Source organism: Pseudomonas sp. BW7P1 (assembly GCF_024981055.1).
Taxonomy (GTDB): domain Bacteria; phylum Pseudomonadota; class Gammaproteobacteria; order Pseudomonadales; family Pseudomonadaceae; genus Aquipseudomonas; species Aquipseudomonas bananamidigenes.
The window spans coordinates 717,591-737,006 of record NZ_CP103374.1; the positions used below are offsets into that span (position 1 = coordinate 717,591).

At 60.7% G+C, this 19,416-nt stretch carries 11 protein-coding genes; 6 read left to right on the plus strand and 5 right to left on the minus strand.

Going from position 1 to position 19,416, the window contains the following annotated elements; genetic code table 11:
- Window positions 1–134 precede the first annotated feature (134 nt).
- The 4 genes from NWV16_RS03205 to NWV16_RS03220 all read left to right on the plus strand — a co-directional run bounded on the left by NWV16_RS03205 (window position 135) and on the right by NWV16_RS03220 (window position 4,954).
- A complete protein-coding gene (locus tag NWV16_RS03205; protein ID WP_260521942.1) occupies window positions 135–2,150 on the plus strand; it encodes a type VI secretion system tip protein VgrG in 2,016 nt (671 codons plus the stop codon).
- Entirely contained in the window at window positions 2,140–2,847 is a 708-nt protein-coding gene (locus tag NWV16_RS03210; RefSeq protein ID WP_409519321.1) for a DUF4123 domain-containing protein, read from the plus strand. The genes NWV16_RS03205 and NWV16_RS03210 overlap by 11 nt, the downstream gene beginning before the upstream one ends.
- Before the next feature lie 329 nt (window positions 2,848–3,176).
- Complete coding sequence (locus NWV16_RS03215; RefSeq protein ID WP_260521944.1) at window positions 3,177–3,488, plus strand: hypothetical protein; 312 nt, start codon at window positions 3,177–3,179, stop codon at window positions 3,486–3,488.
- A 626-nt stretch (window positions 3,489–4,114) separates the two neighbouring features.
- On the plus strand, window positions 4,115–4,954 hold the full coding sequence (locus NWV16_RS03220; protein WP_065258322.1) for a 23S rRNA (adenine(2030)-N(6))-methyltransferase RlmJ: 840 nt from the start codon (window positions 4,115–4,117) through the stop codon (window positions 4,952–4,954).
- 49 nt (window positions 4,955–5,003) lie between these two features.
- Here the strand turns inward: NWV16_RS03220 and msrA are convergent, their stop codons facing one another.
- The 5 genes from msrA to aceE form a co-directional block, all read right to left on the minus strand.
- Complete coding sequence (msrA, locus tag NWV16_RS03225) at window positions 5,004–5,669, minus strand: peptide-methionine (S)-S-oxide reductase MsrA (protein WP_260521945.1); 666 nt, start codon at window positions 5,667–5,669, stop codon at window positions 5,004–5,006.
- A 104-nt stretch (window positions 5,670–5,773) separates the two neighbouring features.
- Window positions 5,774–8,470 carry a GGDEF and EAL domain-containing protein gene (locus NWV16_RS03230; protein ID WP_065258715.1) on the minus strand — a complete coding sequence of 899 codons (2,697 nt, stop codon included), beginning with the start codon at window positions 8,468–8,470 and terminating at the stop codon, window positions 5,774–5,776.
- A 238-nt stretch (window positions 8,471–8,708) separates the two neighbouring features.
- On the minus strand, window positions 8,709–10,106 hold the full coding sequence (locus NWV16_RS03235) for an alkaline phosphatase D family protein (protein ID WP_260523475.1): 1,398 nt from the start codon (window positions 10,104–10,106) through the stop codon (window positions 8,709–8,711).
- 277 nt (window positions 10,107–10,383) lie between these two features.
- Entirely contained in the window at window positions 10,384–12,348 is a 1,965-nt protein-coding gene (gene aceF / locus NWV16_RS03240) for a dihydrolipoyllysine-residue acetyltransferase (RefSeq protein WP_260521946.1), read from the minus strand.
- Between the two features lie 11 nt (window positions 12,349–12,359).
- Window positions 12,360–15,005: a pyruvate dehydrogenase (acetyl-transferring), homodimeric type gene (gene aceE / locus NWV16_RS03245; RefSeq protein ID WP_260521947.1), complete on the minus strand. Its 2,646-nt coding sequence runs from the start codon at window positions 15,003–15,005 to the stop codon at window positions 12,360–12,362.
- A gap of 384 nt (window positions 15,006–15,389) precedes the next feature.
- Here aceE and glnE point away from each other — a divergent pair, with 384 nt between their 5' ends.
- Both glnE and waaF read left to right on the plus strand, forming a co-directional pair.
- A complete protein-coding gene (gene glnE, locus NWV16_RS03250; protein WP_260521948.1) occupies window positions 15,390–18,329 on the plus strand; it encodes a bifunctional [glutamate--ammonia ligase]-adenylyl-L-tyrosine phosphorylase/[glutamate--ammonia-ligase] adenylyltransferase in 2,940 nt (979 codons plus the stop codon).
- A 51-nt stretch (window positions 18,330–18,380) separates the two neighbouring features.
- The gene (gene waaF / locus NWV16_RS03255) at window positions 18,381–19,415 is read left to right on the plus strand and encodes a lipopolysaccharide heptosyltransferase II (RefSeq protein WP_065258720.1); all 1,035 of its coding nucleotides are present in this window, start codon (window positions 18,381–18,383) and stop codon (window positions 19,413–19,415) included.
- Window position 19,416: the final 1 nt, after the last annotated feature.

The following is a 19,416-nucleotide window of genomic DNA, read 5'->3' on the forward strand; positions in this document are numbered from 1 at the left end:
GTAGTCGAATGCGCTGATTTTTGAAGGGGTGATCGAAGTTTCAAGTAGGGAAAATCTGATTTTTTAGTCACCTGTCCTGCACCTCTTGCCCCTCATGCAGAATCGCCCGCCTTCATATCGCAGAGAGACATCGGATGTTCGCGCCTGCCAATCAACCGCGTTTCACGTTGACCGTCGAAGGCGCCCGGTTTGACCTCAAAGTGCTTGAGTTCACGGGCAAGGAAGCCATCAGCCAGCCCTTTCGCTTTGACCTGGAACTGATCAGCGAGCGACCGGATCTGGACCTTGAAAGCCTGCTGCACTGTCAGGCCTTTCTGAGTTTCGATGGCGCCGGTTCCGGTATCCACGGTCAGATCTATCGGGTCGGCCAGGGGGACTCGGGCAAGCGTCTGACCCGCTATCACGTCAGTCTTGTTCCACGCCTGGCTTATCTCGGCCATCGGATCAATCAGCGGATCTTCCAGCATCAGAGCGTGCCGCAGATCGTGACGCAAATCCTCAAGGATCACGCAATCCTGCGCGATGCCTTCGAGTTTCGCCTCGGCAGCGATTACCCGCCCCGTGAGTATTGTGTGCAATATGCGGAGAGTGATCTGGCGTTCATTCAGCGCTTGTGTGCCGAGGTCGGTATTCACTTCCACTTTCAGCACAGCCCGGACGGGCATCTGTTGGTGTTCGGCGACGATCAGACGGTGTTTCCGCGTCTGGCCGAGCCGACGAAGTACCTTCCGGGCAGCGGCATGGCCGCAGCCGCGCCAGCCATCAAGCGTTTCACCGTGCGGGTGGAAACCCGTACCAGCGTGGTCACCCGGCGTGATTACGACTTCACCAAACCGCGCCTGTCGCTGCAGAGTCGGGTGGAAAGCGAGCAGCGCCCGGTGCTGGAGGATTACCACTTTCCCGGCCAGTTCACTGAGCGGGAAACCGGCAAACAACTGGCTCAGCGCGCCCTTGAACGACATCTCGCCGACTACCGTCAGGCCGAGGGCCGCAGCGATCAATCCGGCCTGGTCAGCGGACATTTCCTGCAACTGACCGAGCATCCGCGTCAGGATTTGAATGACCTCTGGTTGCTGACCGCTATCGAGCACCATGGCCGACAACCGCAGGTGCTGGAGGAATCGGTCACCAGCGATAGTGAAGAATTCCAGGGTTACCGAAATAGCTTTCTCGCCACGCCGTGGGACGTGTTCTTCCGTCCACCGATGGTGCCGGAAAAGCCACGGATGCTCGGTTATCAACCGGCGGTGGTCACCGGCCCGAAAGACAGTGAAATTCATTGCGACGAGTACGGTCGGGTCAAGGTGCAACTGGCCTGGGATCGCGCAGGTGAACTCAACGAGCATTCCAGTTGCTGGCTGCGGGTCGCCAGCGGCTGGGCCCATGACCGTTATGGCAGCGTGCTGATTCCACGGGTCGGCATGGAAGTGCTGGTGGGGTTCATCGATTCCGATGCCGACAAACCGCTGGTTGTGGGTTGTCTGCCGAACGCCGCGACGCCGGTGCCGCTGGACCTGCCGGCCGACAAGACCCGCAGCATTTTCCGCAGCCAGAGCAGTCCGGGCGGCGGCGGTTACAACGAATTGCGCATCGAAGATCGCAAAGGCGCCGAGGAAATCTACCTGCGGGCACAGCGAAACTGGACCCAGCATGTGCTGAACGATCAGCAGGTGCAGGTGGATAACCAGCGCAGCGTTGTTGTTACAGGCCTCGCTAAACACGAACTCAAGGCCGATGAACAGCGCATCACCCACGGCCAGCGCCAGACCGAAGTGAAGCAGGACGACCACCTCACGGTGACCGGTGACCGGCACATTCGCGTGAGCAATCAGGCGATCAACGCCAGTGCTCAATTCCACCTCAGCGCCGGCCAGCAGGTGGTGATCGACGGCGGGGCGAGCGCGACGATTCAGGCGGGCGGGCAGTGGATCAATATCGGCCCCGGCGGGATCTTCAGCAGCGTGCCGATTGTGGTGGGTGGTGCGCCGATGGCGGCGATGAGCGCCGCGCCGACCGTGCCGGGGTTGCCGCAAACGCTGACGGCTACACCGCCAGCAATATTGACGGCCGCACAAATCATGAGTCTCAAGGGAGACGCGCCGTTCTGCGAAGAATGCGAGCGCTGCAGGGAGGGTGTCTGTGCGGCCTGAGCAATGGTTGAAGCACGAGCCGCTGAAGTCGTCGGAACAATTGTTTGCGATCTTCAGTGGTGTCAGTGCGGTGAATCCCTTGGAAGCCTGGCCACTGAATGCGCAGGCGCCAAAGTCGGTTTGGGCCGAAACGATCTATGCCGAGTGGGATGCGGTGATGCCTTATGTGGGAATTGTCGATGCAGGCAGTGAGTTTCTGGATTGGGTCGCGACCACCGAGGCGCGTGACTGGGGTTGGCTGGCGGTTTCTTCGGCCAGCCTTGAGGTGGTGGTCGAGCACTTTCGCAGTTTGACCCAAGTGCTGATGCCGGACGGGAAAGCAGTGTTCTTCCGGTTCTGGGATGGGCGGTTTTTGTTGCCGATCCTTGAGTCGCCCGAAGTGGATGCGGGGCAATGGCTGCCGGTCCTCACGCGAGGCTTGATCAACGGTCAGGCCGTCGAGATCGGGGGCAGGGCGCGGGTCTTGGGTCGAGAGTTTCCTTGGTGGTCGGTGCCGGAAAAACTGCTGGCGCAGTTCGGCGGTGATGCTCGAATCAACAATACCTTGCAGTGGTTGAGCGAGGAACATCCTGCATTGTTCGAGGCATTTCCCGCTGATGTCTTGCGCTGCAAGGTTGTCAGGTTTTTTGCGGTTTCGGCGTCGGACCAATCGTCGGCTTCGGCATTGCTGGACTACTTGCGGGACGAGTCAGAGTGAAATTTCCGGGCAAAGGCTTCGGACGTTTCCTGCGAGTTGCGGCGGTTTGCGTGAACTGGTGGGCGCGGTGGTGCGGGGATAGTCTTTGGCTGTCTCCGCAAGTATGGAGACAGGGCGTAGGAGCCCTGATTTCAGAGCAGTGCATAAGCGTCGTTGCCCGATTTGCGGCAGTCTTCGCTCGACCGTAAGATCCTTTGCGGCGGTTATGCGCGGGCACGCTTCGGCGTGGCTGAGTGCTCTGGTCTCAGTCCTCCTACCCCGCGCATGGCTGCCACCCAATCCGTAGGAGGGGAACGGTGGAAGCTCACTTCACTACCAGAGGTTAAAGAATGAGCAAACTTCATCCAGATCCACCCTATGAACCCTTCATCCCTCACCCCAACAACCGCCTCATGGCGCTGACCAGCAACTGCAACGACATGCCCACCCTGTTCATCGACACCCACGCCCCGCTCGATGTGCTGATGGACGCTGCCAACTACCGTATCCGCGCCGTGATCCAGGTCCTGGAAAACATGTGCATGCGCGGCTCGGTCGAGTGCGACTCAGTCATCCTCAGCGACTTCGCCCAGCTCTGCGTTATTCCATTGCGCGACGGCTGTGAGGTGTTGGATGTGATTCGACGGAGACTACGTACTTAAACTCGTCGCTGATATGGCTTTTTACTGGAGATGAGCGTACTCGATTCGAATTGTTTTCTAACCGAGTACGGTCATGGCGGGATGGTGAACTGCTTCACGATATTGTTTGAATGCTTGCGAGCATTTTGCCCGCAGGTCCATCACTGATTACGCACCTGACTTTGTCCCCCTGACTCACATATAAGCTACTGAAAGATGAGATCGACATGCATTCGCCACTATCAAGAGTGACAGTCGCGATATTGAGGGGGCCGGGGCCTCCTTTGTTTTCCACTCTGAGATTGGTAACTACGCCCGTAGTTGTTGTGGTTGTAATAGCTTTTGCCATTTCAATATTCCTTTTCCATATGATTCGGAGCGTAAATTGGGTAAGCAATTTACCTCGCTAATGGAACACTCAATTTTCAGCTTGACTACTGTCAAAGTTGACAGGTAGAGGCCGTGATTCCGTTTGAAGAGAGACCATTGGTCGGAACCAGGCTGATTCCGCTCTGAATTGGTTGGGCGATCCCAATAATTGATCCCGATTTATCAGAGGCTTCTGGAAGGTTATTACCCACTCAGCCCCCAACCCCTGACTTGCCGCCCGGTAAAAGGTAAACTTCACGGCCCTCGCAGGAGCAGCCATGAATTATCGTCACGCCTTCCATGCCGGCAATCACGCCGATGTGTTCAAACACCTGACCTTGACCCGCCTCATCGCCCTGATGTCGCGCAAGGAGCAGCCGTTTGCCTATCTCGACAGCCACGCCGGCATCGGTCTGTATGACCTGCAGGGCGATCAGGCCAACCGTACCGGCGAGTATCTGGAAGGCATTGCGCGCTTGTGGGACCAGCCGGATCTGCCGGCGCTGACCGCCGACTACATGAAAGTGCTGCACGAGATGAACCCGGATGGCCAGTTGCGCTATTACCCGGGCTCGCCGGAGCTGGCGCGGCGTCTGACCCGTTCCCAGGATCGGGTGTTGCTCAACGAGAAGCACCCGGAAGACGGCGTGCTGCTCAAGGACAACATGAAGGGTGATCGTCGTGTGGCGGTGCATCTGGGGGAAGGCTGGCATGTGGCGCGGGCGTTGCTGCCGGTGGCCGAGAAACGTGCGGTGATGCTGATCGACCCGCCGTTCGAGAAGCTCGACGAGATGCAGCGTTGCGCCGCATCGTTGAAAGAGGCAATCGGTCGGATGCGCCAGACGGTGGCGGCGATCTGGTATCCGGTGAAGGATCAGCGCGCACTGCGGCGCTTCTATCAGGATCTGGCCGGCACCGGTGCGCCGAAGTTGCTGCGGGTCGAGCTGTTGGTGCATCCGCTGGACACGCCGAACAGCCTGAACGGCTCTGGCCTGGCAATTGCCAATCCGCCGTGGGGGCTGGAGGAAGAATTGCGTGAGCTGCTGCCGTGGTTGTCCAAGAAGCTTGGACAGACCCAGGGTGGGTGGCAGATGGACTGGTTGATCGCCGAGAGCTGATCAACCGTCAAGCGCTCCCGCACGTAGCGCGGGAGCGATCAGGGCGGGCTCAGTTACCCGCCAGGCTCGGTGGCATGCAAACGCCGGTGCCGCCAATCCCGCAGTAGCCTTCCGGATTTTTCGCCAGATACTGCTGGTGATAGGCCTCGGCGAAGTAAACGGTCGGGGCCTGTTCGATCTCGGTGCTGATTTCACCCAGACCGGCTTTCGACAGCTCCGCCTGATACACGGCCTTGCTCTTGCGCGCCGCATCCAGTTGCTCCGGCGTGGTGGCGTAGATCACCGAGCGGTACTGGGTTCCGATGTCATTGCCCTGACGCATGCCCTGCGTCGGGTTGTGCAATTCCCAGAACATCGCCAGCAACTCTTCGTAGCTGACCCTGGCCTTGTCAAACACCACCAGCACCACTTCGGCGTGGCCGGTCAGGCCCGAGCAGACTTCTTCGTAGGTCGGGTTCGGCGTGTAGCCGCCGGCGTAGCCGACCACGGTGCTGACCACGCCTTCGCGCTGCCAGAAGCGACGTTCCGCCCCCCAGAAGCAGCCCAGGCCGAAGATCGCGAAGTCGACGTCGTCAAAGAACGGGCCGAGCAGCGGCGTATCGGTAAAAACAAAGTGGGTTTCCGGCAAGGCCATCGGGGTTTCGCGGCCGGGCAGAGCTTGATCTTTTGTCGGTAGCACGTTTTTGTTCACCAGAATTTCCGAGCGCAGAACCATGATCGTTCCTCTCAGTCAGGATGGGATGTAAATAAGCAGACCACCAGTGTGCCCAATGATGCCAAGTTAATCACCAGGCAAAGTGTGCGGATAGTGCCAGTGGGTTACAGGCAGAGCGGGCCGCGTGGGTAGCGCTTGAGCGCCTGGATCAGCTCGCTGCCCGGAATCGGCCGGTCGAACAGGTAGCCCTGGCCGACGTCGCAGCGATGCCGGCGCAGGAACGCCAGTTGCTCGGCGGTCTCGATGCCTTCGGCCACGACCTTGAGTTTCAGGTTGTGGGCCATGGCGATCACGGCGGAGGTGATTTCCATGTCGTCCTGGTTGTCCGGGATTTCGTGGATGAAGCTGCGATCGATCTTGATGATGTCGATCGGGAATTTCTTCAGGTAACTGAGCGACGAGTAACCGGTGCCGAAATCGTCCATGGCCAGGGTCAGGCCCAGACGCTTGAGCTGGTCGAGCTGCAAATGGGTGTCTTCGGTGGCTTCCAGCAGCAGACCTTCGGTCAGCTCCAGTTCCAGCAGATTGGCCGGCAGCGCTTCTTCCTTGAGGATGTTGGCAATGGAGGCCACCAGGTCCGGGTCGGAGAACTGCTTGGGCGACAGGTTGATCGCCACTTGCAGATTGCCCATGCCGGCGGCGGTCAGCGCCTTGCTCATGCGGCAGGCCTGTCGGGCGATCCACTTGCCGATCGGAATGATCAGGCCGGTTTCCTCGGCGACGCTGATGAACTGGTCCGGGCGGATCATGCCGCGTTCCGGGTGGTTCCAGCGCAGCAGCGCTTCCATGCCCAGCAGCCGACCGCTGCGCAGGCACAGTTTGGGCTGGTAGAACACGTCCAGCTCGTTCTGGGTCAGGGCGCGGCGCAGGTTGTTTTCGACGAACAGTTTGTAACTGGCCTCGGCATTCAGCGCTTCGGTGAACACCTGCACCTGATGTTTGCCGTTGGCCTTGGCCTTGTGCAGGGCGAGGCCGGCGTTGCGCATCAGGGTCTGCGGGTCACGGCCATGCAACGGCGCGCAGGCCAGGCCCACGGAGCCGGTGACGCTGATCAACTGGTTGTCGACGAACATCGGTTTGTCGAGTGTCATCAGCAGTTGGCTGGCGATCTGTTGGCCGGCTTCCAGGTCGGTGTTGTCCAGCAACACGGCGAATTCGTTACTGGCGAACCGCGCCAGGCTGCCGCTCGGGCTCAGGCTGTTGCGCAGGCGCCGGGCCAGGCTGATCAACAGTTTGTCGCCGGTCTGGTGGCCGAGGCTGTCGTTGATGCGTTTGAAGTTGTCGATGTCCACCAGCAGCAGGCTGATCGGGGTATCGCTGTCTCGGGCGAAGCGTTCGTCCAGATTGCGGATAAATGCAGGCCGGTTACCGAGGTTGGTGAGGTTGTCGGTGTAGGCCAGACGCTCGATGCGCTGTTGTGCCAGTTTGGTCTGGGTGATGTCTTCGTAGATGCCGATGTAATGCGTCAGCTCACGGTTGTCGCCATAGACCTTGGAGATCGACAACTGTCCCCAGTAGGGTTCGAGGTTCTTGCGGCGGCTCTTGAATTCGCCCTGCCAGCTGTTGCTCTTGGCCAGCGAAGAGGGCGCGTCGAACAGCAGTTCGCTGAGGTTTTCCAGCGCCGGCAGTTCCGACAGGCGCTGGCCGTGGACTTCCTCGGTCGTGTACTGGGTGATGGCGGTGAAGCTCGGGTTGACGTACTCGACCACGCCGTCGCAATTGACCAGCAAAAAGGCGTTGGCGCTTTGCTCCACCGCCCGCTGGAACAGGTGCAGTGCACTGGTGGCGGTGCGCCGGTTGTGATTGTTGATGACCTGCGCGAACTGGTCGGCCAGTTCACCGGCAAAGGCGATTTCGTCGGACTGCCAGGCGCGGGTGACGCCGGTCTGCTCCAGGCACAGCACGCCGACCACCTGACCGTCGACGCGGATGCTGGCGTCGAGCATGGCATTGACGTCACGGGGACGCAGGGCTTCGGCCATCTCTCGGGTGCGCGGATCGCGCATCGCGTTGTGCGCGTCGATGGCACGACTGCCGTGCAGCGCTTCCATGTAATCGGGAAAACCGCTGACGTCGATGGCGTCCGGCAGGATGTATTCCTGGGTGGCGCGGTGATACGCCGAGATCGGCACCAGCTTCTGGCCTTCGAGGTTCCACAGGCTGGCGCAGTCGATTTCGTAGATATCGCAGGCGCAGCGGGTGATCAGTTCGGCGGCTTCCTGCAGGGAGTTCTGGCTGCTGTAGCGCTGGCGGGCCAGCAACAGGATCAGGTCCTGCTGGGCGCGGACCCGCTCCAGATGCTGCAGCTGTTCCTGCTGGGCGCGCTGATTGAGCTCAAGGGCGATCTGCAGGCGTGAATTCTGGGTTTCCAGGTCGACGGACGGCAGTGCGGGCGCCTCGTCAAATACGTCGTCGACCGCCAGCAGGTAACCGCGCAACAAGTGACGGTTGTGCTGTTTGTAGGCCTCGCCGAGTTCGAGAATGCTCAAGGCGCCGGCGGCGGTATGCAGGGTGTAGCGCACCAGATAATGCGGGCTTTGGCCGAGTTGCTGCTGGATCGCGTCGTGCAGCTGATAGCGTGCTTCGGGCTCCATCAGGCTGGCATAGGGCGAGCCGACCAGGGCGCAGAGTTCGACGGCGGGCTGGCCGAACTGGCGTTCGCAGTTGGGATCGAGAAACAGCATCGCCCAACTGGCTTCATTCAGGCGCTCGAAACGCAGCATGCCGAGCCGCGAGGGCACAGGCAACTGCGTCACTACCTCGGCCGCCATACGGCTGGCGGCATCGGGTTGGCTCTTCATGAAGGGAACTCGCTTGGAAATTTGCTGAACGCGCCGGGCTCTCGCCCTCTTTACTATTGCCTGCGGCAAGGTTGCATCATTGCGGCACCGACTGACAAGAGACATGAAGGCCAAGTGCTATAAGAATATGTCGGCTGCGGCGGGCATTTCTCCAGCGAGTGACGGAAAGTAATCGAGAGCTGCCCGGAAAGTGCCGTTCCAGAGCCTTCGGTCGATTTTGACTGTGATGCCGTTTCATTCAGCGAAGGGGAATGTTGACCGTTTGCAGGTGTTTGCCATCCCGGTCATGGTAATTGACCTGGATGTGCTCTGGCTCGACCACCATGTGGGCAAAATTATCCTGACTGATCACCTGACTGGTCAGCTCCTGTCGATACTCTCCCGTGTCAGTGCGCGCCAACGGTTGATCGAGAATGAATGTCGAGGTCGTGGCATAGGGCAGCAGTTTGCTGTTGTGCAGCGGTGAAGAAACGATGGTGTGCACTTCGAAATCAGGGTCCTGGCTGTGGGACAGGCGGGCCGTCAGTGAGCCATGCACGTCACCGCTGATGAACATGACATTGCGGATCCGGTGCCGGCGGATGAATTCCAGCAGACGCAAGCGTTGCTCGGGAAAGCCTCCCCAGGCGTCTTCGCTGTTGATCTTGCGGTCAGGGTAGAGCATGACGCTGGTGACCACGAACCTGACCCGTGCGTTGCTCTCGATCAACCACTTGCACAAGGCTTGTTCCTGCTCGTCATCGATCATCTGGCGGTTATCGTCCGACAAGTTGCGACGGGTTCTACTGTCGGTGACAAACCATTCGATATCGCCATCGCTGAATGGATACCAGTAGTGCTTCAGCGAAGCGTGATCCACTTGCCCGTTAGTTGTCAGCGAACAGGCCGGGCCATGACTGGCTTGATAAGTTTCATAAGCGGTCATTGCATTGCGAAACAATGCTTCATTTGATGTGTCGGCATGCGCCGGCCAGTTATCTTCAATTTCATGATCGTCGAGAATCATATAAGTCGAAGTGCCGGACATCAGTCGCCGGATGTTGGGTTGGGAAAAGGCCGCACGATACTTTGCAATGAACTCTTTATATTCACGATCGGGTGCAATCACGTTCAAGTCGTCGGCGTAAATCTGGTCACCGCTCATCATGATCGCGCTCACCGGAGGTTGTGCGCCTTCGATCAATTGGCTGATCGAAGCAAAGATCCGGTCACCGAGCTGGGGCAGCACAGGGATGCCCGCGGTCAGGCGAAGATAGCGGCAGGAGCCGAGGATGTAAGCGCGAGGTGTCAGTGGCCGCTCGCTGCGGGTACGCAGGCGGTACGTCTCCCGGGGCCATTGCAGCGGCAACTCCGCCACGCTTTCGAGCGTGTGGGCCGGGTTCATCGGGCTGAACCATCCGGTCTGGTATTCGTAATCGGTGTCGGCGCTCAAGTTGTCCAGAATCAATACGCCGGACATGTCCCGTTTCGCATCAAGCCGGATGAATCGACCCTTCTCCCATTGTTTTGAGTCGGTGACTCGATAACGGATGCCGGCAAATACGGCGGCATTTTCCTGGAACTCACCCCGCAAGAATATGCGTGCCTGGTTAGTTGTGGTGTGCCCGATAATGGGGCCGACGGTCGGCTTCAGCATGTTCGATTCCATTCGAATAAATATTGATTGCAAGTGGGTGATTAAATACTGGATGGCAGATTTTGGTGATCCAAGGTTAGTTGGATGGTTATAAAAAATATCGAATGGAGGTGGATTTGGCTTGTAGCTGAAGTCAGCACAAGTTGTGGGAAAAGTGTGGTCGATGGTGATTTCAGGCAAAAAAAAGCCCCGCCAGGTGACGGGGTTGAGGTACGAGCGTGTGGCGCTCGAAAAGGTGGAACGCGGTCGGCCCTCCGTTGCCGGAGGGCCGAGCGCTTTACAGCAGGATGGTGCGGATGTCCGCCAGCAGGTCGCCCAGACGCTTGGTGAAGCGTGCAGCGGCGGCGCCGTTGATCACTCGGTGATCGTAGGACAGCGACAGTGGCAGCATCAGTTTCGGCTGGAAGGCTTTGCCGTCCCAGACCGGCTGGATGGTTGCCTTGGAAACACCCAGGATCGCCACTTCCGGCGCATTGACGATCGGCGTGAAGCCGGTGCCGCCAATGTGGCCGAGGCTGGAAATGGTGAAGCAGGCGCCTTGCATCTCGTCCGACGAGAGCTTCTTGGTCCGGGCTTTTTCAGCCAGGGAAGCGGCCTCGGCGGCCAGTTGCAGCAGGCTCTTCTGGTCGACGTTCTTGATGACCGGTACCAGCAGGCCGTCCGGGGTGTCGACGGCGAAGCCGATGTTCACGTATTTCTTGCGGATGATCGCCTTGCCGCTTGGTGCCAGCGAACTGTTGAAGTCCGGCAGTTCCTTGAGCAGGTGGGCGCAGGACTTGAGCAGCAGCGGCAGGATGGTCAGCTTGACGCCGGCTTTCTCGGCCACCGCTTTCTGTGCATTGCGGAACGCTTCCAGCTCGGTGATATCCGCCGAGTCGAATTGCGTCACGTGCGGCACGTTCAGCCAGCTGCGGTGCAGGTTGGCGGCGCCGACCTGCATCAGGCGGGTCATCGGCACTTCTTCGATTTCGCCAAAGCGGCTGAAGTCGACGACCGGAATCGGCGGGATGCCCGCGCCACCGGTTGCGCCTGCAGCGGCGGCCGGAGCTTCCTTGGCCTTCTGCATCATGGCTTTGACGTAAGCCTGCACGTCTTCCTTCAGGATGCGACCGTGCGGACCGCTGGCGCCGACAGCGCTCAGCTCGACGCCGAACTCGCGAGCCAGTTGACGCACGGCAGGACCGGCGTGAACCTTCGCGCCCGGCTTGGCTGGAGCAGCGGCTGGAGCAGCAACCGGAGCTGCAGCAGGTGCAGCGGCCGCCGGAGCAGCTGCGGCTGGCGCAGGAGCGCTCGGAGCAGCGGCAGCTGGAGCAGCAGCCGGGGCGGCGCCTTTGACTTTCAGCTTGAGGATCAGGTCGCCGGTACCGACTTCGTCGTCCAGCTTGATGGAAACGCTTTCCACCACGCCAGCGGCAGGCGAAGGGATTTCCATGCTCGCCTTGTCGGATTCCAGGGTGATCAGCGACTGGTCGGCTTCGACGCTGTCGCCGGCCTTGACCAGCACTTCGATGATCTTGGCCTTGCCGGCCGAACCGATGTCCGGAACGTGGATGTCCTGAACGCTGTCGGCAACCGGAGCAGCAGGTGCGGCAGCCGGTGTCGGCGCTGCGGCAGCGGCTGGAGCAGCAGCCTGGGCTGGAGCGGCAGCCGCGGGGGCTGCCGCACCCGCCACTTCCAGATCCAGGATCAGGTCGCCGGTGCCGACTTCGTCGTTCAACTTGACGCTGATGGCCTTGACCACGCCAGCGGCGGGCGACGGAATTTCCATGCTCGCCTTGTCGGATTCCAGGGTGATCAGCGACTGGTCAGCCTCGACCTTGTCGCCGACCTTGACCTGGATCTCGATGATCTGGGCCTTGCCCGACGAGCCGATGTCCGGCACGTGCACTTGCTGGACCGAAGCGGCAGCAGGGGCAGCGGCTGGCGCGGCAGCAGCAGGAGCGGCAGCCGGTGCAGCCTCAGCCTTGGCGGCAGGCGCAGCAGCCGGAGCAGGGGCCGCTTGCGCGGCGCCCTCGACTTCCAGCTCCAGCAGTTCGTCGCCTTCTTTCAGGCGATCGCCCAGCTTCACTTTCAGGCTTTTGATGACGCCGGCCTTCGGGGCCGGCACTTCCATGCTGGCCTTGTCCGATTCCAGGGTCAGGATGCTCTGGTCGGCTTCGATACGGTCGCCGACCTTCACAAACAGTTCGATTACTTCACCTTCACCGCTGCCGATGTCAGGTACGCGAATGAGTTCGCTCACAGAGTTTCTCCTCAGCAGTCCAGTGGGTTGCGTTTTTCCGGGTCGATGCCGAACCTGGTAATGGCCTCGGCCACGACTTTAGGTTCGATATCGCCACGGTCAGCCAGTGCTTCCAGGGCTGCCAACACCACGAAATGACGGTCGACTTCGAAGAAATGACGCAGTTTCTTGCGGCTGTCGCTGCGGCCGAAACCGTCGGTGCCCAGGACCTTGAATTCCTTGGACGGAACCCACTGACGGATCTGCTCGGCGAACAGTTTCATGTAGTCGGTCGAGGCGATGACCGGACCCTTGCGGCCGCTCAGGCACTCTTCGACGTAGCTGCTCTTAGGCTTCTGGCCTGGCTTCAGACGGTTGCTGCGCTCTACGGCCAGGCCGTCGCGACGCAGTTCGTTGAAGCTGGTGACGCTCCACACATCGGCGCCGATGTTGAACTCTTCACGCAGGATCTTCGCCGCTTCACGGACTTCACGCAGGATGGTGCCGGAGCCCATCAGCTGAACGTGGTGCGCCGCGTCGCGGGTGTCTTCTTCGAGCAGGTACATGCCTTTCTTGATGCCTTCTTCGGCACCGGCCGGCATGGCTGGCTGCTGGTAGGACTCGTTCATCACGGTGATGTAGTAGAAGACGTCCTGTTGCTCTTCGGTCATCTTCTTCATGCCGTCCTGGATGATCACCGCCAGCTCGTAGCCGTAGGTCGGATCGTAGGTGCGGCAGTTCGGGATGGTGGCAGCCAGCATGTGGCTGTGACCGTCTTCGTGCTGCAGGCCTTCACCGTTCAGGGTGGTGCGCCCGGCAGTACCGCCGATCAGGAAGCCGCGGGTACGGCTGTCGCCGGCCGCCCAGGCCAGGTCGCCGATACGCTGGAAGCCGAACATCGAGTAGAAGATGTAGAACGGCAGCATCGGCTGGTTGTGGCTGGAGTACGAAGTACCGGCTGCAATGAAGGAGCTCATGGCGCCCGCTTCGTTGATGCCTTCTTCGAGGATCTGGCCCTTCTTGTCTTCGCGGTAGAACATCACCTGGTCTTTATCGACTGGCTCGTAGAGCTGGCCGACGGAGGAGTAGATGCCCAACTGACGGAACATGCCTTCCATACCGAAGGTACGGGCTTCGTCCGGGATGATCGGAACGATGCGCGGGCCGATTTCCTTGTCCTTGACCAGTTGCGCCAGGATGCGCACGAAGGCCATGGTGGTGGAGATTTCGCGGTCGCCCGAGCCGTCCAGGATCGCTTTGAGGGTATCCAGTGGCGGGGTCGGCACGCTGAAGCTCTGGGCGCGACGCTGTGGCACGAAACCACCCAGCGCGGCACGGCGCTCGGCCAGGTAACGGGCTTCGGCGCTGCCTTCTTCAGGCTTGAAGAACGGCAGGTTTTCCAGGTCTTCGTCCTTGACCGGGATGTCGAAACGGTCGCGGAACGACTTCAGGCTGTCGACATCGACTTTCTTGGTGTTGTGCGCGGTGTTCTTCGCTTCGCCGGCACCGGTGCCATAACCCTTGATGGTCTTGGCCAGGATGACGGTCGGTTGCTCTTTGTGGTTGACCGCCTGGTGGTAGGCTGCATAGACCTTGTACGGGTCGTGGCCACCGCGGTTGAGTTTCCAGATTTCGTCGTCGGACAGGTCGGCAACCATCGCCTTGAGTTCAGGCGTGTTGAAGAAGTGTTCGCGTACGAACGCGCCGTCTTTGGCCTTGTAGTTCTGGTACTCGCCGTCGACGACTTCGTCCATGCGGCGTTGCAGGATACCGTCGGTGTCCTTGGCCAGCAGCGGGTCCCAGAAACGGCCCCATACCACTTTGTTCACGTTCCACTGTGCACCGCGGAACACGCCTTCCAGTTCCTGGATGATCTTGCCGTTGCCGCGAACCGGGCCGTCGAGGCGCTGCAGGTTGCAGTTGATGACGAAGATCAGGTTGTCCAGCTTCTCGCGGCCGGCCAGGGAGATGGCGCCCAGGGATTCCGGCTCGTCGCACTCGCCGTCGCCCATGAAGCACCAGACTTTCTGCTTGCCTGGCTCGATGAAGCCACGGGCTTCCAGGTATTTCATGAAACGTGCCTGGTAGATCGCCTGGATCGGGCCCAGACCCATGGACACGGTCGGGAACTGCCAGAAATCAGGCATCAGCCAAGGGTGCGGGTACGACGACAGGCCGTTACCGTCCACTTCCTGGCGGAAGTTGTTCATCTGATCTTCGGAAATGCGGCCTTCCATGAACGCACGGGCGTAGACGCCTGGCGATGCGTGACCCTGGAAGTAGATCAGGTCGCCGCCGTGCTGGTCGGTCGGGGCCTGGAAGAAGTAGTTGAAGCCGATGTCATACAGGGTGGCACTGGAAGCGAAGCTGGAGATGTGACCGCCCAGGTCAGAATCTTTCAGGTTCGTACGCATGACCATGGCCAACGCGTTCCAGCGCACCAGCGAGCGAATGCGGCGTTCCATGAACAGGTCGCCAGGCATGCGTGCTTCGTGGGTAACGGGGATCGTGTTGCGGTAAGGCGTGGTGATGGCGTAAGGCAGTTGCGAACCGCTGCGGGTCGCGAGTTCGCCCATACGGGTCATCAGATAGTGAGCACGGTCTTCGCCTTCTTTGTCGAGAACCGATTCCAGGGCGTCCAGCCATTCCTGGGTTTCGACGGGATCGAGGTCTTGCATGGCTTGCTCCAGGGCGGAAAGGCTTCCAGAATCGGTTGCCTGAGTTTGCGACTGGCCTTGTGGGCAGACGATTTAAAATTCTTGGATTGCCGACAGGTTGTTCCGGCGGCGTGTAGTTTTACTACAAATCATCTGGCATTTCAGCCTTTCGAATGTATAGACGAGTAGTAAAACTACAGATGAAAGGCTTGTGGCCTCCGGCTGCGTTGTGAGAATAATCGTTAAGGTTGGTCTTTTGCCATCCGAAAAAGGTGAAAGTTTGATGTTGGCTGCCAAAGAAAAAGAAATTTCAGCTATTTCTCACTTTTGTTCGACAGTCCTTCGCGTAGCGGTTTTTCATTCATCACTACAAGCGGCCATTTATACGCCGATCAAGGATAGACCATGACCCTGCCCGCGCTTGCCGAACTGCCCGCCATTCTCCTGCCATTGGTCAGTCGATCGGAGCAGTCGTTCCGTACGGCCATCGCCGGACTTGAAGACGATCTCGGCTTCTCCACCTGGACTCCGGAACGCCGGGCGCAATTCGACCGCGTCACCGCCGCCAGCGATTTCGTGATTGAACAGAGTGTTCGTGACCCTTTGATGTTGCTGTCGCTGGTGCAGTCCGGCGAACTCGACCGGCCGTTCGCTCCCGGCGAGTTGTGCGCGCAGATTGCCGCTGCGGTGAACACGGCACAAACGGAGGACGAACTGGGCCGCATCCTGCGTCGTCAGCGCGCCCGGCATCAGGTGCGGATCATCTGGCGCGACCTGACTCGTCAGGCCGATCTGGTGCAGACCTGCCGCGATCTTTCCGATATGGCCGACGCCAGTATCGACCAGGCTTATCAATGGCTGTACAGCCGCCATTGTCAGCAGTTCGGCGTGCCGACCGGTCGGCGCAGCGGCCTGCCGCAGCAGATGGTCATTCTCGGCATGGGCAAGCTTGGCGCGGTGGAGCTCAACCTGTCGTCGGACATCGACCTGATCTTCGCCTACCCCGAGGGCGGCGAAACCGTTGGTGTGAAGCGCCCGCTGGATAACCAGGAATTCTTCATCCGCCTCGGTCAGCGCCTGATCAAGGCCCTCGACCCGATCACCGTCGATGGCTTCGTGTTTCGCGTCGACATGCGCCTGCGTCCGTACGGTTCGTCCGGTGCGCTGGTGCTGAGCTTCAATGCGCTGGAGCAGTATTACCAGGATCAGGGCCGTGACTGGGAACGCTACGCGATGATCAAGGCGCGGGTGGTCGCCGGCGATCAGGTGGCGGGTGCGCAGTTGCTGGACATGCTGCGGCCGTTCGTTTACCGGCGTTATCTGGACTTCTCGGCGATCGAAGCGCTGCGCACCATGAAGCAACTGATCCAGCAGGAAGTGCGGCGCAAGGGCATGGCCGACAACATCAAACTGGGCTCCGGCGGCATCCGCGAGGTCGAATTCATCGCTCAGGCCTTTCAGTTGATCCACGGCGGTCGCGATCTGAGCCTGCAGCAGCGGCCTCTATTAAAGGTGCTGGGCACGCTGGAAGGGCAGGGTTATCTGCCGCCGGCGGTGGTCAGCGAGTTGCGTGAAGGTTACGAATTCCTGCGTTACACCGAACACGCGATCCAGGCGATTGCCGACCGCCAGACCCAAATGCTGCCGGACACGGCACAGGATCAGGCGCGCATCGCCTTCATGCTCGGTTTCGCCGACTGGGACGCCTTCCATGAAAAGCTGATGTTCTGGCGTGGCCGGGTGGCCTGGCACTTTGCGCAAGTGATCGCTGACCCCGATGAAGAAGAGGGCACCGATTGCGAGGTGGTGGTCGGCGGGGAATGGCTGCCGCTGTGGGAAGAGGCGCAGGACGAAGAAGCCGCCTGTCGCCAGCTGGAAGAGGGCGGTTTTGCCGATGCCACCAAGGCCTTGAAGGCGTTGGCCGGTCTGCGCAGCAGTCCGCAACTGCGGGCGATGCAGCGTCTGGGGCGTGAACGCCTCGACGCCTTTATTCCGCGCCTGCTCGCTCAGGCTGTGGAGCACGACAATCCGGATCTGGTGCTTGAACGGGTACTGCCGCTGGTCGAAGCGGTGGCCCGGCGTTCGGCTTACCTGGTGTTGCTGACGGAAAACCCCGGTGCGTTGCGTCGCTTGCTGACCCTGTGCGCCGCCAGTCCGTGGATTGCCGAGCAGATCACCCGTTTCCCGCTGCTGCTCGACGAGCTGCTCAACGAAGGTCGCCTGTTCAAGCCGCCGCTGGCACCGGAACTGGCGGCCGAGCTGCGCGAGCGTCTGACCCGGATCCCGGAAGACGACCTCGAGCAACAGATGGAAGCCCTGCGTCATTTCAAACTGGCGCACCGCTTGCGCGTCGCCGCCTCGGAAATCGCCGGCAGCCTGCCGTTGATGAAAGTCAGCGATTACCTGACCTGGCTGGCCGAAGCGATTCTGGAGCAAGTGCTGGCCCTGGCCTGGCGCCAGACCGTGGCCAAGTACGGCACGCCGCTGCGCACCGATGGCACGTTGTGCGATCCCGGCTTCATCATTGTCGGTTATGGGAAAGTCGGCGGGATCGAGTTGGGGCATGGTTCGGACCTGGATCTGGTGTTCATCCACGACGGCGATCCGCAGGCGGAAACCGACGGGGCAAAACCGATTGATGGCGCGCAGTTCTTTACCCGGCTCGGCCAGCGGATCATTCACTTGCTGACAGCGCAGACCAACTCCGGCCAGCTCTATGAAGTGGACATGCGCCTGCGGCCGTCCGGGGCGTCCGGGCTGTTGGTCAGCTCCCTCGGGGCGTTTGCCCGCTATCAGGAAAATGAAGCCTGGACGTGGGAGCATCAGGCATTGGTGCGGGCGCGGGTACTGGTGGGCAGTCAGGATGTCGGCCAGGCGTTCGAGAAAGTGCGGGCCCAGGTGCTGGGCAAGACGCGGGATCCGGCGAAGTTGCAACAGGAAGTGAGCGAGATGCGCGCCAAGATGCGCGACAACCTCGGTAGCAAGAGCACGGCCGCCGGCACCGGGGCGAATGCCTTCGAGGCGTCGGCGCCGTTCGACCTCAAGCAGGACGCCGGAGGTATCGTCGATATTGAATTTATGGTGCAATACGCGGCCCTGGCGTGGTCGCAAAGCCATCCGCCGCTGCTGCGCTGGACGGACAATATCCGCATTCTGGAAGAGCTGGAACACGAAGGGTTGATGCCCGTCGAAGACGCCGGCCTGTTGCGCGAGGCCTACAAGGCCTACCGTTCCGCCGCCCACCGGCAGGCCTTGCAGAAGGAGGCCGGGGTGATACCGGGCGACCAGTTCGCGGACGAACGGCGGCAGGTGATGCGGATCTGGCGAGAGCTGGGGCTAAGCTGATTCTCGAGACGGGGAGGCGTAAGGCCTCCCCGGTTCGTTTATGGAAACCACATGAATATTCTGATCGTTGGGCCCAGTTGGGTCGGTGACATGGTGATGGCGCAGACACTGTTTCAGTGTCTCAAGCAGCGCCACCCGCAGTGCGAAATCGACGTGCTGGCCCCCGAGTGGAGCCGGCCGATCCTCGAGCGCATGCCGCAAGTGCGCAAGGCCTTGAGCTTCCCGCTCGGCCACGGCGCGCTGGAGCTGGCGACCCGTCGGCGGATCGGCAAATCCCTGGCCGGCCAGTACGACCAGGCGATCCTGCTGCCGAACTCGCTGAAGTCGGCGCTGGTGCCATTCTTTGCCGGCATCCCGAAACGCACCGGCTGGCGCGGCGAGTTCCGCTACGGCCTGCTCAACGACGTGCGCACGCTGGATAAAGAACGTTATCCGCTGATGATCGAGCGTTTCATGGCGCTGGCCTACGAGCCGAACGCCGAGCTGCCGAAACCCTATCCGCGCCCGAGCCTGCAGATCGATCCGGTGACCCGCGAGGCCGCTCTGGCCAAGTTCGGTCTGACCCTCGATCGTCCGGTGCTGGTGCTGTGCCCCGGCGCCGAATTCGGTGAAGCCAAACGCTGGCCGTCCGAGCATTACGCCAAAGTTGCCGAAGCGCGCATTCGCGAAGGCTGGCAGGTCTGGCTGTTCGGCTCGAAGAACGATCACGCGGTCGGCGAAGACATCCGTGCGCGACTGATTCCGGGGTTGCGCGAAGAGTCCGTGAATCTCAGTGGCGGCACTTCACTGGCCGAAGCCATCGACCTGATGTCCTGCGCGGACTCCGTGGTCTCCAACGATTCCGGCCTGATGCACGTGGCCGCTGCGCTGAATCGCCCGTTGGTGGCGGTCTACGGTTCGACCTCGCCGGGCTTCACTCCGCCGCTGGCCGAACACGTGGAAATCGTCCGTCTGGGCCTCGATTGCAGCCCGTGTTTCGATCGGACCTGCCGTTTCGGCCATTACAACTGCCTGCGCCAGCTGATGCCGGACGCGGTCAACGATGCCTTGCAGCGGTTGCAGGGCTCCGTGGTCGAGGTTCAATAAG